10 protein-coding genes are annotated in these 17,145 nt (G+C 60.2%); 2 read left to right on the plus strand and 8 right to left on the minus strand.

Features of this window, described 5'->3' with window-relative positions; genetic code table 11:
* Positions 1–26 precede the first annotated feature (26 nt).
* The 4 genes from EDC38_RS12185 to EDC38_RS12200 all read right to left on the minus strand — a co-directional run bounded on the left by EDC38_RS12185 (position 27) and on the right by EDC38_RS12200 (position 8,079).
* Positions 27–2,411, minus strand: coding sequence for a putative bifunctional diguanylate cyclase/phosphodiesterase (locus EDC38_RS12185; RefSeq protein ID WP_211331086.1), 2,385 nt, complete (start codon positions 2,409–2,411; stop codon positions 27–29).
* Between the two features lie 190 nt (positions 2,412–2,601).
* The gene (locus tag EDC38_RS12190; protein ID WP_170162916.1) at positions 2,602–6,093 is read right to left on the minus strand and encodes a HEAT repeat domain-containing protein; all 3,492 of its coding nucleotides are present in this window, start codon (positions 6,091–6,093) and stop codon (positions 2,602–2,604) included.
* A 167-nt stretch (positions 6,094–6,260) separates the two neighbouring features.
* Positions 6,261–7,028 (minus strand): TlyA family RNA methyltransferase, encoded by a 768-nt coding sequence (locus EDC38_RS12195; protein ID WP_123638742.1) that lies wholly within the window; start codon positions 7,026–7,028, stop codon positions 6,261–6,263.
* 1 nt (position 7,029) lies between these two features.
* Entirely contained in the window at positions 7,030–8,079 is a 1,050-nt protein-coding gene (locus tag EDC38_RS12200; RefSeq protein WP_123638743.1) for a metal-dependent hydrolase, read from the minus strand.
* A 340-nt stretch (positions 8,080–8,419) separates the two neighbouring features.
* Here EDC38_RS12200 and EDC38_RS12205 point away from each other — a divergent pair, with 340 nt between their 5' ends.
* Positions 8,420–10,105: a glycosyl hydrolase family 18 protein gene (locus EDC38_RS12205; protein ID WP_123638744.1), complete on the plus strand. Its 1,686-nt coding sequence runs from the start codon at positions 8,420–8,422 to the stop codon at positions 10,103–10,105.
* A 45-nt stretch (positions 10,106–10,150) separates the two neighbouring features.
* Here EDC38_RS12205 and EDC38_RS12210 read toward each other — a convergent pair whose 3' ends face one another.
* From EDC38_RS12210 to EDC38_RS12225, 4 genes are all read right to left on the minus strand, one after another.
* Positions 10,151–11,440: a hypothetical protein gene (locus EDC38_RS12210; RefSeq protein WP_123638745.1), complete on the minus strand. Its 1,290-nt coding sequence runs from the start codon at positions 11,438–11,440 to the stop codon at positions 10,151–10,153.
* 92 nt (positions 11,441–11,532) lie between these two features.
* On the minus strand, positions 11,533–12,540 hold the full coding sequence (locus tag EDC38_RS12215) for a GNAT family N-acetyltransferase (protein ID WP_123638746.1): 1,008 nt from the start codon (positions 12,538–12,540) through the stop codon (positions 11,533–11,535).
* Between the two features lie 94 nt (positions 12,541–12,634).
* Positions 12,635–14,464: a glutamine--fructose-6-phosphate transaminase (isomerizing) gene (glmS, locus tag EDC38_RS12220; RefSeq protein ID WP_123638747.1), complete on the minus strand. Its 1,830-nt coding sequence runs from the start codon at positions 14,462–14,464 to the stop codon at positions 12,635–12,637.
* Between the two features lie 192 nt (positions 14,465–14,656).
* On the minus strand, positions 14,657–15,421 hold the full coding sequence (locus EDC38_RS12225) for a DeoR/GlpR family DNA-binding transcription regulator (RefSeq protein WP_123638748.1): 765 nt from the start codon (positions 15,419–15,421) through the stop codon (positions 14,657–14,659).
* Positions 15,422–15,612: 191 nt separating this feature from the next.
* Between EDC38_RS12225 and EDC38_RS12230 the strand changes: the two genes are divergently transcribed.
* Entirely contained in the window at positions 15,613–17,124 is a 1,512-nt protein-coding gene (locus tag EDC38_RS12230) for a tryptophan halogenase family protein (RefSeq protein ID WP_123638749.1), read from the plus strand.
* The last annotated feature ends 21 nt before the right edge of the window (positions 17,125–17,145 follow it).

Here is a 17,145-nt window from a genome sequence, read left to right on the forward strand (position 1 = left end):
CACTACCTGACCTGAGACTGATCAAACTATGACGCATTAGTGGGTTCAACGGAATGCCGATTTTCTCTCAGCAGCGTCTCGAAGGCGCAGGGGCGATGAACCCAAAAGCCCTGGGCGCCGTCCACGCCGATTTCTCTGAGCCACGCCATGGCCTCCTCGGTTTCGACAAATTCCGCTACCGTGTGTTTTCCCAATGTCTTACCAATTTCATTGATGGCACGGACCATCGCCCGATCGGTTTCGTCATTTGCAATGTCCCGAACAAACACGCCATCGATTTTGAGGCAGTGTATTGGTAGACGGCGCAGATAGGCGAATGACGACAAGCCCGTTCCAAAGTCATCCAGCGCGAACTGACATCCCAGGTCTCCCAGTAATTCCATAAAGTCCAGTGCCTCAGCCAGATTGTTTACTGCCGCCGTCTCAGTAATTTCAAAACAGATTTTTCCCGGTGGAATCCCAAACTCTCGCAGCACCTCAATTACAAAAGCGCCAAAATCCGCCTGATCAAGCGAGCCGCCCGAGAGGTTGATGTGACAGGTCTGCAGCTCGGCCAAATGGGCGGGGTGCCGCGCCAACTGACGCATGACCTCTCGCACCACCCACCGGTCGATCTGGTGCACCGCGCCAAAGCGCTCGGCGGCCGGCAGAAAAACGCCCGGGGGCACCACTTCTCCGGTTTCGCTGCGCAGCCGAACCAGCACCTCGTAACACAGCGCCGAAGCCCCCTCGCGAACCGGAACAATGCGCTGGGCTTCAAGAAACAGCCGATCCTCCGCCAGGGCGGCACGTATCCGGTTGACCCACTGCATCTGGCCCAACCGTTCGCGCTGAGCCTCGTCTTTGTCGCTGGTCAGGTGTATGCGGTTGCGTCCATGCTCCTTGGCCAGGTAACAGGCGACATCCGCGCTTTTCAGCACATGCTCTACATCTGGAGTGCCGGCACTGATGGACACGAGACCGATGCTGCAACTGATATCGTAGCTGTTGCCTTCCCAGGCGAAGGGCGTTTCGTCCAGCGCCACACGCAACTTTTCCGCCACCGGTACCGCCTGCTCCGGATCACAGTGCTCGAAGATGACCCCGAACTCATCCCCTCCCAGACGGGCCAGCATATCCCCCTCGCGCAGGCAGCGACGAAAGATACCCACTGCCTGCTGGAGCAAGCGATCGCCCGCAAAGTGGCCGGAGGTATCATTGACGACTTTGAACTGGTCCAAATCGATAAAGGCCAGGGTGTGATGTGAATTTTCGGTGCGGGCACGACCCAGGGTTTCCGTCAGGCGATGCTCGAAGGCACGGCGATTGAACAGGCCGGTCAGGGCATCGTGAGTGGCCTGGTGGCTCAACTCCATGGAGAGCCGCCGGGACTCGGAAACATCCTCAAGGATTACCACAAACTCCTGGCCCTGGCCGAGAGAAACGGTGACCCGCCCCCACACTGTCTTGCCATCAGCACACTTCAGTCGCTTTTCCAGGGTGTAGGCGGAACGTTCGCGCCGACGCAGCTCTTCCCTAAATTCATCTCCCTTGTTGACGTCTTCCGGGTGAATCAAATCCTGGTACAGGCAGCCCACCAGTTGCTCCCGCGGCAGGCCGAGAATCTGTCCGAACGCGGGGTTGATATCGCGAATCACCCCGCGGCCGTCCAGTTGGGCAATCCCCACGGCCGCCTGTTCAAAAATGGCGCGAAAACGACTTTCAGAATAGCGCAGAACACGCAGAGTCCAGGCGCTCAGCAACCCGGCCAACACAATTATGACCACCAGAAATACCACGCTCACAGTGGACAGAAACCGGGTGACCCACCGAGCTGCATCAATCATGGCGCTGCGGAACTGCTCGGTTTGAGTATCCAAACGTCGGTTGAGAACCCCAAGCTCCTTCTGCAGCGCCTCCAGGGCAGCAGGTTCGGAGGTCTGAGCCATCTCCTCGGTCAAAGATTGGAGGCGAAGTATCCATTCATCGGAGGCCTCCCAGACTCGAACCGCCTGCTGTAGTGGCCCGAAACCGGAAAAGTGACGATACAGCCAGACCATGCCGGCCGCATCCTCAGGGTGGTTGTCGCCTCGAATCAGGGCGGCTCTGGCCTCCTCCTCGCGGATGGGGGAGGCCGCCATGGCCTGGCGGGCTTCTCGATCCGCCAGCGGAATCGCCAGCCACTCGCGCGCCCGCTCCAGGTCCTCCTGGTCCCCGGCCCGGGAATAGCGATCGAGATAGTAGACGGTTGCCAATTGCGCCCGGGACCATATGCTCTGGCCACTCACGTAAGCGGCGGTGGCAAACTGGATTTTTGCCACGGTATACGTAAAGCCCACGGCGAGCACCATCAGAGCCAACAAGCCCAGAATCGGCGCCAGTAGTTCGAAACGCCATCGGGTTCCAGAGGTATTATTTGAGAAGATATACAAAAGCCGCTCCTGGCCGGTGCGTTAACGCAGCGTCCCACCGGGAAAGAATGGATGAACCAGACTAACAGGGTTACTGTCAGTTAAGCATCCAAACCCGGTTCTTGCCATGCGGATTGGCGCTAAAATGCACAATGCCGCCCGAAGGCGGCATTGCAGGGGTGGGTCGCCGTGCCTGAGCACGGCAGCGGGATCAGTGCCCCTCGGCTTCCTCTTCGGTGGGCAGGGTCACCAAGTAGGCGACGATATCACGCAACTGGCTGCGATTGAGCAGTTGTCCCATCGGCGGCATGCCGGAGCCGGAGTACTCGGTGGACACCACCTCGGCCTTGGCTACCTCAATGCGTTCTTCGCCATCGACAATGGTCATACTGTCCTGACTCTCGGCCTCAAAGAAACCGCTGACCGTCTGACCATTGTCCAGCGTGACCGACACGCGACCGTGACCGGCGGGCACCCGGGCGCCCGGGTCCACCAGCGCCTCGAGCAACTGGCGACGGCTCAGCTGGTCCCCGATAGCGGTGAGCTCGGGACCCACCCGAGCGCCGCGGTGGCCGACCATATGACAGCGGATACACTGGGCACTGTTGCTGTAGCGGAACAGGTTCATCCCCGCATTCGGATCGCCGCCCTCCAGGGCTTCCCGGTACACCTCGAGGGGCTTATTGCGGTTCTTGCTCGCCTCGTAGGCCTCCAGCTCGGCGATCAGGGTCTCGTTACCGGTGGCCTGGGCCGCCTCGATCACATCCAGTTGCACCGCGGCAGGCAGCTCACCGGAGCGCAGGGCCGCCAGGGATTCGCCAAGCAACGCGTGGGCACTGGCGTGATCGACATTCGCCAGGGAGCGGTAGGCGGCCTGCTGTTCAGGCAGGGAGCCGTTATTCAGCAGCACCCGATGCAGCTCAACCACTTCCTCTGTCGGCAGGTCGAGCTTGGGCAGCAGGGCCAGCGCGGCCATGCGCACGTCGGTATCGGCGTCGTTGGTGGCGGTCAGGGCCGCCTGGCCCATATCCGGGTAGTCCAGCGTGAACAGCGCCTCCAGAGCCGCGGCCCGAACCATCGGGCTGGCGTCGTCTTTCAGTGTTGCCGCCAGGGCGTCGCTGGCACCTTCGATGCCGAGCATCGCCAGGGCGCTGGCCGTGGCCGCACGAACTTCCGGGCTGCGATCCTGCAGCAACTCGGCCGACAGGGCCATCAAGGGTTCGCTGGCCTGCTCGCTCGGGTGGGATACCACTCCGCGATGACGGCCCGTCACCCGATCAAAGGCCGAGCTCTCCGGCCAGACCGACAGGGTGTGAAGGGCCTCGGCGCGCAGGACACCGTCGATGTCGTCGCGTTGGGCGAAGCCCAGCAGGCGCTCCACCGAAGCGTCGCCACCCACATAGAGGTTGGCGTTGATCAGGCGGCGCAGCAGAGGCTCATTGGTAAATTCCGTGGTTGCCAGCAGCTCGGCCAGGGCCGGCAGCGCGGCATCCACGTAATGATCGTCGCTGATGCCGCGGGCGGCGTTGGTCACCACAAATTCACTGGCATCATCCAGGAAGCGGGCCAGTTCCGGGCTCTGCAGGCGTTTCAGCGCCACCACGGCGGCAATGCGCACCGCTTCGGAGGCGTGAGTCTCCAGGTTGCCCAGCGTCTCGGCATCGCCCATGCGAGCCAGGGCAATCGCCCCGGCCTGACGAAGGTAGACATCTTCATCGTCGTTCGCTTCCAGCATGGCGATCACCGCCGACTGATCCTGCGGGTTACCGATGCGACCGAGCGCCTGGGCGGCGAAGAACTGCACCCGGGCACTGTCATCGGTCAGTAGGGGCAAAAGGTCCGGACGGGCGTCGGCAAAGGCCACATCGCCCAACACTTTGGCCACCTGGGCACGAACTTCGGGATCGGTATCGCTCAGCAACGGCAGCAGCACGGCGGCACGGCTCGAGTCCTGACGGGTAAGCTGGCCAATGCCCCACAGGGCGTGGATACGGGCCAATTGATGATCGCTGTTCTGCGCGACCTCCAGCAGGCTGGCCTGATCGTCACGGGCCGCGAGAGCCAATTGGGCGCGCTGACGCACACGCATATCAGGGTGACTCAGGTGCTCTACCAGCTCATTCGCACCCAGTTCGGCGAAGTTTGCTTCCAGAAGTGCCTGGGTATTGTCCCGCTGAGCCTGATCGACCCCTTCGGTAACATCCATTTTCCAGATGCGGCCCTTGCCGTTGATGCCCCAACCTTCGATCCAGTCGCTCATGAACAGGGAGCCATCCGGACCAAAGTCCAGGCCGGTGGCCTGTACGCCGCGGAAGATGTTCTGGTCTGAAGCCAGTTCGAACGATGCACCTTTGGGTTCCAGGGTAAACGCGTTGATACCGGAGCGGGCCGCCGAGCCGACAAACTCCACCACGAAGAAATGGTTGTTCCAGCGCTCGCTCAACGCCGTGCCCGGGTTGTACACCATGCCGGTGGGGCCGGCGTGATAGGGGGCGATGGGAGGCAGAATGTGGGCGGACTGGTCTTCAAAGCGGGGTTTGAAGTAGTCCTCGTCCATCCACACCTTGTAGGTATTGTTTTTCGGGTCCTTGTATTTCCCCAGTTGCCAGTTGGTGCGCCAGCCGGTGTCGGAGCCGTCAATCAGGTAGACCACCCGCTCGTATTCACCCTCATGGTCGCCATCGTTATCGACGGTGATCAGGTTGCCGTATTTATCGAACGTAAACTCGTGGGTATTGCGCACGCCATGGGCAAACACTTCAAAGTTGCTGCCATCGGGTTCACTGCGGACAATCACCCCCCGATTTGGATGGGCGTACTCGTTGCCGTCAACGTCGGTGATATTGGCGCCAATGTCGCCGATTCCGTAGTAAATCCGGCCATCCGGCCCCAGGGTCACGCCGGACATGCCGTGGCCACTGAACCCCACATGCACGGCAAAACCGTCGGAGATGGCCTGCTTGGTATCGGCTCTCAGGTCGCCATCGGTGTCTTTGACCCGCCAGGCGTTCGGGGCAACTCCCAGGAACAGTTCATCCAGTTCGTTGTGATAGTAGATGCCGCCCAGCACATCGGTCACTTCGCTGTGGAAGTCCTTCAGGAAGCGCCGGCTTTCGTTGGCCCGGCCATCACCACTGGTGTCCTGCAGCAGAATGACCTCTTCTTTGACCACCGCCAGGTCGCGCCAGTCCCGCGAGCCGTCGTTGTTGCGGTCGTCCAGCCAGGCATTCTGCTCACTGTTTTCCGGGGCCAGCTCTTGTTTCAGAAACGCCCGCCGATCCTCGACGCTGGTCCAGGTCATGGAAGAGTGTTCCCAGTCCGGGTAGCGGCGGATATCAAACTCGGAGTTGTTGCTGCGGTTGGTCACCGCGGCCCACACCCGGCCCTGATAGTCCACACTGATCGCCACCGGGTCGGCCAGCAGTTTCTCCGACGCCCAGAGATCCACGCTCAGGCCATCAATCGGCTCAAGGTTCACCTGGCGCATCACCCGGTCGCGGGCGGAATCGGCTTCGGTATCACTCAGGGCAATCACTGCCGCATCGGTATCGCTGAGCGGAGCCACCGCTTCAGACTGAGCGGGCGAATGACGTTGTTCCGGAGTCGGGGAGGAGGTGTTGTCATCCGGCGCGCAGGCCACCAGCAACACGGAGAGGGACGCCGCAACCAGCGGGCGACCGAAAACGGGGTCTCGTTGTTTCATTGCCTTCTCACACATCTTTATGGTTTTGGATGATTCATGCAGCTTGGGCGACCGGTTGGGAGAGCCTGCTCAGAAGCCGCGTTTACTTAGGGTGGTACAGACCACGAGGGAGTATAGGGGAGCGCTGAGAAGATTTATACGTCTTATCAGCTAAAAAATGTTTATGTTTAAAACTCCCCGGGCGTTTTTGTCGCCGATATAAAGAACTCCCGATTACCTTCACCGCCCTTGATCGGGCTCGCAAACCAGGTGTTGACCGTCAGCCCCAGGGTGTCGCACTGGGCGCGAATTCGCTGCTCCACCTCGGCATAGAGACGATCGTCGCGGACAATTCCGCCTTTACCGATGCCCGCCTTGCCCACTTCAAATTGCGGCTTGACCAGGCTGAGCAGCTGCCCGCCCGGTTTAAGCAGCGCCGGCAACCCGGGCAGAATCAGCGTCTGGGAAATGAAAGACACGTCCATCACAATCAGATCAAAGCCCTCTGGCGCCTCCGCCAACAGGGTGTCTCTGGGCAGGTCCCGGGCATTGATGCCTTCAAAATACACCACCTTGGGGTGCGCTCTCAGAGCGGGCACCAGCTGGTCCCGGCCGACATCCACTCCGACCACCCTGGCGGCGCCGGCCTGCAACAGACAATCGGTAAATCCGCCAGTGGACTGGCCCACATCCAGTGCCACCCAGCCCTCGGGGTTCAGGCCCGACTGCGCCAGCGCGCCACGCAACTTCAAGCCGCCGCGGGAGGCGAACTGATCTTCATCCCCCGGCTCGACGTCCAGAACCTGATCTTCCGACACTTTGGCGCTGGCCTTGTTCAGTACCTGCCACTCGTTACCCACCCGGCAGCGGACCCGCCCGGCCTCGATCATCCGCTGGGCCTGGCTGCGGGTATCCGCCAACCCCCGGCTCACCAGAGCTTTATCCAGTCGTTCCACATTATTGCCTTTCGCTGGGAGGTTCTTGGGTAAGTGAAGACTCACCATCACCTGACTTCACTCGGGGCGGCGACAGGGGTTGCCCCTGGGCTCGGCGAACGATCCAGCGCAGGCCGGCGCCGATATCCGGGCGCTCCATCTGCAGTTGCGGCGGAACCGGTTGCCATTGCCCATCCACCCGCTCGGCCACCACAAAGTTGAAGCTGTAAAAGGGCTCTTGCCCCATGCGCAGGTCGGTAATCCGCGCCACTCCGTCCCGCGCGCTGACTTTGAAAAATCCCTTACTGAACCAGGCGATTCGCTGCACCCCCCAATCGTTCTGTAGGGATTCATACAGCGCCCGATCGCGCTCGAAGCGATCGAACGCAATGGCACGGTCGCCATCGGCCAGGGCATAGAAGCCCTCGTAATAGTGATCCGGCGCCATGACCAACACCCGCCAGAGCAGTGTGTTGAATGCACTGGGGGTCACCAGGACCCGCTCGACCGGCCAGTCCCGGTCCGCCAACTCGCGCTCGACTCGGGTTTCTACCCAACTCTGGGCCGCCATACTCCAGAGCAGATAGCCCGTGGTCAGCGCCAGTCCCCAGTGGTTCGCCCGGTGCCGACCGCCCAGCGCCAATAGCAGCCCGACCAGCAGTGGCAGCGTGTACAGGGGGTCGATGATAAACAGGCTGGCCACCCCGAACGGGTAGTCGGTAAATGGCTGACCGATCTGGGTCCCGTACACCGTCATGGTGTCGAGCAGCACATGGGTAATCAGAATCAGCCACAGCGCGGCCCACCACCTTCGGAAGCCTCCGGAGGGCATCCAGCGGGTGATCAACCAGGCAAACAACGGGGAGAGCAGCGACAGATAGAACAGTGAGTGGCTGGCGCCGCGGTGATAGGTGACATTGCGGATCGGATCGCCGTAGTCCACAAACGAATCCAGGTCCGGCAGGGTGCCGAAAAACGCGCCCACCAGTGCCGAGCGCCAGACCGGCACCCGCCGGCCCATTACCGCGACACCGACGGCGGAGCCGAGGGTCATTTGTGTCAGTGAATCCATCTTGGTCTGCGTGCCTCTCAGTTCGGCTGCCGGCGACAAGCATCGCATTTTACGCAACTGGCGACGGATTTGTACGCCAGCGCGGCTCAAAGCGACACCCGTCCGCCCCAAAACCGCAGGAAAGCGAGATCGAGATCGCATTTACGGCGAAACGGCTTTGACGGATCCGCTTCGAACGCCTACATTTAGACAACGTTGTCCAAACACCTTGGAGACAACGCCTCGCGGACCGCCAGGGAGGCGCATCCCACCGGGCAATTCGATGTCTCTCTGCCCTCAACCGGTCCAACGATGGCCCGGCCGCACATCCCTTGAACCATAACAATCTGGGAGTCTCTTCATGAAAATCCGTCTACTTTTGATTACCCTGGCCCTGGGCCTGGCGGCCACGCCAGCCCTGGCCTACGACTGCTCCTCGGTGCCGGACTATGCACCGGATGCGACCTATGACACCGGCGACCGCGCCCGCAACCTGGGCAATGCCTACGAATGCGAGGTCGGAGGCTGGTGCTCCACCGGCGGGGCCTATGCCCCCGGCGAAGGCTGGGCCTGGGACGAGGCCTGGAACCTGCTGGGTCAATGCGATGGCGACAGCTCCAGTTCCAGCAGTTCCTCGAGCAGCTCGCTCAGTTCCAGCAGCTCATCCTCCAGCAGCACCGCGACCGGCGAAGGCTGCGAGGGACTGGACAGCTGGAATTCCAGCAACGTCTACACCCAGGGTGATCGGGTTGAATACAACGTTGTCGAGTATCGCGCACGCTGGTGGACTCAGGGGGATAACCCCGAACAATCCGGCGATTGGGGCGTGTGGGAAAATCTGGGCGCCTGCGAACCGACCTCTTCCAGCAGCTCATCGGAATCCAGCAGCAGTTCCAGTTCGGAATCGAGCAGCAGCTCCTCCAGCAGTAGCACACCCGGCAATGGCGACGAGCTGGTCGTGGGCTATTTCACTCAGTGGGGCATTTACGATCGCAACTATCACGTGAAGAACATCCACACCAGCGGCTCCGCCGAGAAGCTCACGCATATCGTGTACGCTTTCGGCAACGTCCAGAACGGTCAGTGCGTCGTGGGTGACTCCTATGCGGACTACGACCGGGCCTACGGCGCCGAGGAAAGTGTGGACGGGGTGGCCGACACCTGGGAGCAGGGCGCACTGCGCGGTAACTTCGGTCAGCTCAAGCGGCTGAAAGAGATGTATCCGCACATCAAGGTGCTCTGGTCGTTTGGCGGCTGGACCTGGTCCGGCGGTTTTGGCGAGGCGGCGCAAAATCCGCAACAGTTCGCCCAATCCTGCCACGACCTGGTGTTCGACCCCCGCTGGGACGGCGTGTTTGACGGTATCGACATCGATTGGGAGTACCCCAACGAGTGCGGTCTGACCTGTGACAACAGCGGCTTTGATGCCTACCGCGAGTTGATGCAGGCACTGCGCAACGAGTTTGGTGACAAACTGGTGACCGCCGCCATCGGCGCGGGCGAAGCCAAACTGAACGCGGCCGATTACGGTGGCGCTGCCCAGTATCTGGACTTCTATATGCTGATGACCTACGACTACTTCGGTGCCTGGGAGGCCCAGGGGCCCACCGCGCCACACTCACCGCTGAACAGCTACAGCGGTATCCCGCAAGCCGGCTTCTACAGCGACAACAGCGTGCAGATTCTGAAGGGCCTGGGTGTGCCGGACGAAAAAATCCTGCTCGGCATCGGCTTCTATGGCCGGGGCTGGACGGGCGTCAGCCAGGCGGCCCCGGGTGGCTCCGCCAGCGGTGCGGCCAATGGTACCTATGAGAGTGGTATCGAGGATTACAAGGTTCTGAAAAACACCTGCCCGGCCAACGGTACGGTTGCCGGTACCGCCTACGCCCACTGCGGCGATGACTGGTGGAGCTACGACACCCCCGCGACCATTCAGGACAAGATGAACTATCTGAAACAGCAGGGGCTCGGTGGTGCTTTCTTCTGGGAGCTCAGTGGCGATACCGACGACGGTGAACTGATCGAGGCGATCGACACCGGACTGTAATTGCGTCGCCTACTTGTGAGCGTAGACAGCAGCCCCGGCTGCTGTCTACTTCTCCCTGAGGTAGGCCTCTTCGATATCGACATAATCAACCGGCTGAATGACATAACCCCCGTTCTGAAAACGCTGTAACTGCAACCGGTCTTCCCCGACCGAATGCACCACCCCCTCCAGCGTGCGCCCGTTGGTGAGTCGAAGTTCCACCGTGGCATTGGCAGCGTTGCGCAGCGCCTCCATGGTGATCCGACCTTCGTCGTCTTGCGCTTGCCCGGTATCACCAGACTGCTCCGCTTCACTATCCGAATCAACGGTCCGCTCCCGGCGCGCTTCCCGCCAGGCTTGGGCTTCGGCCTCGTCCATGGCCGACAGGTCCAGGCGCTTCATTGGGCCCTGGTTGACCGATAGCTGCATGGGCAGGTAATAGAGCATCAGCTCCGTTGACATGCCACTGAAGTCGTCAGCGTGCAGGCTGCCGCTGGGTTTGATCTGCACCCGGAACTGATCCGGGTTGGACAAAAATTCCCGATAACCATCAACCAGGGTCGGCCCGGCAGTCAATCCAAATTGGTGCCAGACATCCTGCCAGGCACTCAGGTGCTGAGCGAGAAACGCCTCCCTATCCAGACCGGTCTGTTCAGTGCAGAACGCCGACACACGCTGGGCATAGCCTTTATCCTGATAATCAATCACTACGCTCAGCAATTGGGCATTGGCCATGGCCATCGCAACAGCCGGCGCATGACGTGACGGCGCGCCAAGGGAAAAGTCCATCTCGACTCGGGTGTTGTTCATCTCCCGCATCAGGGTGTCGACGGTCAGGTTCAAGAGCTCGCCATCACCCACCAGGCGATAATCCACCCGGGTATCCATCACGAATTCGGAGTAGCCCATCTTCACAATGTCCAGTGCGCTGAAGGCCGTCCGATCACCACAACCGGCGGCGGCGAAGGAATCCGTGACCCCCAGATTACCGGATTCGGTCACACTGGACAGGGGGATACGGATGCCATCAAACGACACACCCAGGCGGGTGGGTAATAACTGCTCGCGAGCATCCATGGCCAGGCGATGGACCCCCATCAGCCCACCGGTATGCAGCGAAGCCCGATCGATGCTGACGGCGCTGGGCATACCGGGTACCCGGAGCAGAATGTCCTCGACCCGAATATCACCCGACAGACCAATGACCACCTCGCGATAGTCCAGATTGCCGCCCATCTGCCCCAACATGCGAGCGGCACTTTCCACCCGCTGCTCCACCTGCCGCTCGTAATAATAGTGACCACCAAGCGCCGCGATCGCGACGAGCAGCAGTATGGCTATGAGTATTCGCTTCATAATATTCCCTGCGTATAACACTTAATCAGTAAACAGACCCTGTACTCTAATCGAGCCCGCGCCCTTGTGTTGAGACACCCGTCACTGCGCGATCATAAAAAGTACCGGTGCAGCAGTAACCCGGCGCACACCGCCCAGAGTCCCAGACTGAACACCGGCAAGACAACCATGACACGCACAGTAACGGACTGCTTGCCGGTTTTACGATCGAGGTACGAGGGGATGGATGGCAACATCCCGGCCAAGGCGTCATCAAAGCGGCGCAGGTTCTTCTTGTGATGATTCAGGAACGCGAGCCCTGACTTCAACTTCAGATAGAACATGATGTTCACCACAAACCCGAACACCACCAGGACACTGACAATCCAATTATTGGTGGTGGTTGGATCCCGCTCCAGCAGGAAACCAAAGGCCGTGAGCAGCGCCGTCATAAAGGTGACCAACATACCCAACTTGGTCCAGTTCAGGTTGTCCTCATGCATGTAGAGGTTGACCGTTCCCTGTTCTTTTTCGATCAGATGCTGCACCAGTTCGGAGCGGTCCACCTGCGCCATACGAGTCTGAGGTCGGGTGCCGGTTTTGGAATAGAACCAGATGGACCGGGTGCGGGTCACGCCATCGTAGTCGGCCGGGGGGTGCAGATCCCACAAATGGCCGAAGCCCAGTTTGCGATGGTATTCAATCGACTTGGTGTTCAGAGGCTCGTTCACAACCGCCGCCAGCGCCAGCTCGGTATCCATCTCGTCAAAGAGCTTCTGGTACAGCGTCGACGCCGCGCCGCGCACCTTGCCGCTACTGCAGATCTGCTTGATCAGGGTAAATGGCTGAACCACAGAATAACGCAGGCAGGAATTGATCACCTCTTCGGGCTTGATCGATTCACTTTTATAAGCGAGCAGAAATCCACCCAGCTTGCCGTCCTCCTCGGCCACCCAGAAGTACTCGGCGCTGTCCACATACGCCTTGTAAACATCGAGGGAAAAGTTGGAAATCAGAAAACCGGTATTTTCGGGGTCTTTCAGATTCTCGAGCAGAAACCGCTCAGCCAGCGCATGCAGTGCCGGCACATCATCGTAGGTGGCCCTTCGTATTGTGATCATCCTGCTGTCTTCCTCTGCGTTATTGTTGGCGATCCGATCCACCAAGTTGGTACTCGATGGCTCGGATCGCCTCAGAATCTACAAAGACGACAGGTTACTCGACCGTCACACTCTTCGCCAGGTTGCGCGGCTGATCCACGTCGGTGCCCTTGATGATGGCCACGTAGTAGCTGAGCAATTGCAGGGGCAGGGTGTAGAGAATGGGCGCCAGCCAGGGGTGGCAGTGGGGGACGTTGATGACCCGCATGGTCTCGTCCGAGGCGAAGTTGGCTTCCACATCGGCGAACACATAGAGGATGCCCCCGCGGGCGCGGACTTCTTCCACGTTGGATTTGAGCTTCTCCAACAGTTCATTGTTCGGCGCGACCACGATGATGGGCATCTGCGCATCGATCAGCGCCAGGGGGCCGTGCTTGAGTTCGCCCGCGGCGTAGGCCTCGGCGTGGATGTAGGAAATTTCTTTGAGCTTGAGCGCACCTTCCATCGCAATCGGGTACTGATCGCCCCGACCGAGAAACAGGGCGTGGTGTTTATCGGCAAACTCTTCGGCCAGATCTTCAATGCGCTCGGCGAGCGACAGTGACTCTTCGAGCTTGGCCGGCAGACCTTTCAGGGCCTGCACCATGTCGGCCTGCTGTTCGGTACTCAGGCCATTGTATTTGCCCAGTGCCAACACCAGCATCGCCAGGCCCACCAGTTGGGTAGTGAAGGCTTTGGTGGAGGCCACACCGATTTCCGCCCCGGCGCGGGTCATAAAGGCCAGGTCGGATTCGCGCACCAGGGAGGAGCCCGCCACGTTGCAGATGGTCAGACTGCCGAGATAACCCAGCTCCTTGGCCAGGCGCAGAGCGGCGAGGGTGTCGGCGGTTTCGCCGGACTGGCTGATGGTGACCACCAGGCTGTCGGGCTGGACCACGGATTTGCGGTAGCGGAATTCACTGGCGATTTCCACATTGCAGGACACATTCGCGAGCGATTCCAGCCAGTAGCGGGCGACCATGGCGGAATGGTAGCTGGTGCCACAGGCGACGATCTGGACGTGCTTCACTTTCTTCAGCAGCTCGGCGGCCCCGTTGCCGAAAGTTTCGTCCAGCACACTCTCTTTGCCCAGACGGCCTTCGAGGGTGTTGGTGACCGCGTGGGGCTGCTCGTAAATTTCCTTGAGCATGAAGTGACGGTATTGGCCCTTGTCCCCGGCGTCGTAGCTGACGGTGGACTCATGCTCTTCGCGTTCGACGGCATTGCCGTCTTTATCAAAGATGCGCACGCTGGTGCGGGTGATTTCCGCCACGTCGCCTTCTTCCAGAAAGATAAACCGGCGAGTGACCGGCAACAAGGCGAGCTGGTCCGAGGCAATAAAGTTTTCCCCAATGCCCAGGCCGATCACCAACGGGCTTCCGGAGCGGGCAACGACGAGACGCTCGGCGTCGTTGGCGTCCATCAGTACAGTGCCGTAGGCGCCGTCGAGCTGTTTCACCGCCTTCTGCACCGCGCTCAGCAGATCGCCGGTCTCCAGACGGGTTTTGTGGACCAGGTGGGCAATGACCTCGGTGTCGGTCTGGGACTCAAACTGGTAACCCGCCGCCTCCAGCTCCTTTTTCAGGGCGGTGTGGTTTTCGATGATGCCGTTGTGCACGACGGCCAGTTGGTCGTTGGAGACGTGTGGGTGGGCGTTGCGCTCGCTCGGCTCACCGTGGGTGGCCCAGCGGGTGTGGGCAATACCGGTGCCGCCCGGGGTGGGGCTGGCGGCGACGGCGTCGGCGAGTTCTTTGACTTTGCCCAGCCGGCGCAGGCGTTTGAGTTCACCGTTGTTGACCACAGCCACACCGGCGGAGTCATAGCCCCGATACTCGAGGCGCCGAAGGCCTTCGACCAGAATATCCACTACATCCCGCTGCGCTACGGCGCCTACGATGCCACACATAATCTTTCTCCTTTGAGAATGAAACGTTCTTAACTAAATATTGGGGTAGGAGTTGGGTAAGGCCCTCATGGACACGCCGTGAACCCATCCATGGGGGCTCGGTTACCTGCCGTCCAGGCAGGTAACGGTCCATGAGGGCCTTACCCAACTCCTGTCACGTATTTCAATTCTTAAGACTTTCCTTTGTGGGCTTCAGGAAGCCCGGATAACATCGACTCCCAAGGCCTCCAAACGTTGTTTTGCCTCATCAGGGAAATCCGAATCCGTCACCAGATAGGCAATCCGCTCCCAGGGCAATTCAAGGTTGTGGATCTTCCGGCCCAATTTGTCCGACTCCGCCATCACGATGACTTCGCGCGCCACCTCGGCCATTACCTGGCTCAGGCTGTACAGCTCATTAAACGTGGTGGTCCCGCGTTCCAGGTCCAGGCCATCGGCGCCGATAAACAGCTGATCAAAGTTGTAGGAGCGCAGCACCTGCTCGGCCAGCTGCCCCTGAAAGCCTTCGGATTGTGGGTCCCAGGTACCGCCGGTCATCAGCAGGGTGGGTTCGTTTTCCAGCTCACGCAGGGCGTTGGCGATGTTCAGGGAGTTGGTCATCACCACCAGCCCCTGCTTGTGGGACAGCTCCGGCAGCAGGGCGGCGGTGGTGGTGCCGCTGTCGATGATGATGCGATTGTGGTCCAGAATCAGGTCCGCTGCGGCCTTGGCCATGGATTGCTTTCGTTCCGAAACTTTTTCGGTGCCCGGGTCGACGATCATTTCCTGGGGCAGGGGCACGGCGCCGCCGTAGCGGCGCAGCAGCAGGCCGTTGTCCTCCAGGGCCGCCAGATCCTTGCGGACCGTCACCTCGGAGGTACCGAAATGCTGAGCCAAGTGCTCGACACTCACCTCACCCGCCTGGGTGAGCATGTCGATAATGGCGCGGCGGCGCTGCTGGGTGTTGCGTTTGTTCATCCTGGACGCTCTTGATAAAACTTTTGAAACGAAAGGTATTTTAGTACAACGAAAGTTATATGCAAGACATCTTTCGGAGCGGAATTCTCCCTCCTGACCGATATCGGGCCACACCACCCATAAAGACAACGTTGTTTCAGAGTTGGGGCGTCTGTGTCTATAATGCAGACTGACTTCAGACGGGGAGCACCATGGACAATTCAGCGGTCAATCAGGTCGTCATTCTCGGAGGAGGCACCGCGGGCTGGATGGCGGCCGCGAGCCTGGCACGTTACTTCGAGGGTCGACAGGCCCAGATCACTCTGGTGGAGTCGGCGGATATCGGTACCGTGGGCGTGGGGGAGGCGACTATCCCCAGTATCCGGGACTTCAATGCCTCGCTCGGCGTTGATGAGCGGGATTTCATCCGTGCCACCGATGCCACGTTCAAGCTGGGCATCGAGTTCTGTGATTGGCGGGCCCCCGGCTCGGCGTTCTTTCATCCTTTTGCCGACTTTGGTCAGCCTCTGAATGGCGTGGCATTTCATCATTACCTCAACCGATTGCAAGGCGAGGAGGCCGGCCAGTCACTCGAGGATTATTGCTTTGCGGTGCAACTTGCCCGCCGAGGCCGTTTCGCTCAGCCCCACGAGCAACCCCCCACCCCATTGGCCGATTACGGCTACGCCTATCATTTCGATGCGGGGCGCTATGCCAATTTTCTGCGCCAGTACGCTGAAGCCCGGGGCGTTATTCGCCGGGAAGGGAAAGTGACGCGGGTGGAGCAGAACCCGGACAACGGATTTATCACCGCATTGCACCTGGACGACGGGGCGCGCGCTGAAGGTCAGCTGTTTGTCGACTGCTCCGGGTTCCGGGGGGTGCTCATTGAGCAGACCCTGCAGGCCGGTCATGAAGACTGGCGGCAGTGGTTGCCCTGCGACAGTGCGATTGCGGTGCCCGGTGCGGCGATGCCGGAGCCGACCCCCTACACCCGCTGCACCGCGCTTGATGCGGGGTGGCAGTGGCGTATTCCCCTCCAGTCCCGCACTGGCAACGGGTATGTGTACAGCCAGGCGTTTGTCTCGGATGAGCAGGCCAAACAGACACTTTTGAAGCAAATGGCCGAATCACCTCTCAAGGACCCAAAGACATTCCGCTTTGTTGCGGGCCCCCGGAAATCCATCTGGGAAAAGAACTGTTTTGCACTGGGGTTGGCGTCCGGTTTTCTTGAACCTCTGGAAAGCACCAGTATCTCCCTGATTCAGACCGGTATTGCCAAACTGCTGCGCCTGTTCCCGGAATCGGGTTTCCATGAAGTCGACCGGGCCGAGGCCAACCGCCAGCACCACCACGAATTTGAACGTATCCGCGATTTTCTGGTACTGCACTACAAAACCACACAGCGATCCGATACCGCATTCTGGCGGCACTGCCAGACCATGCCGATACCGGATTCTCTGGCCCATAAGCTCAAGTTGTTCAGGCATCGCGGTGAGCTGGTCCAGATGGAGCCGGAGGCATTTGAACACGACAGCTGGCTGGCCATTTATTCCGGTATGGGCGTACAGCCGAATCACTACGATATTCGGGCCAATAAAATACCAGAGACCGCGCTGACCGACGAACTGGGCAGAATGCGTGCGATGATAGCGCAGGCGGCGGAGCAGGCGCCTTCACACAGCGCATTTATCCGTCAACACGAATTGGATCGTCAACCTTGAGGATCAGAGAAGATCCAGGCT

The organism is Marinimicrobium koreense (genome assembly GCF_003762925.1).
GTDB lineage: Bacteria > Pseudomonadota > Gammaproteobacteria > Pseudomonadales > Cellvibrionaceae > Marinimicrobium > Marinimicrobium koreense.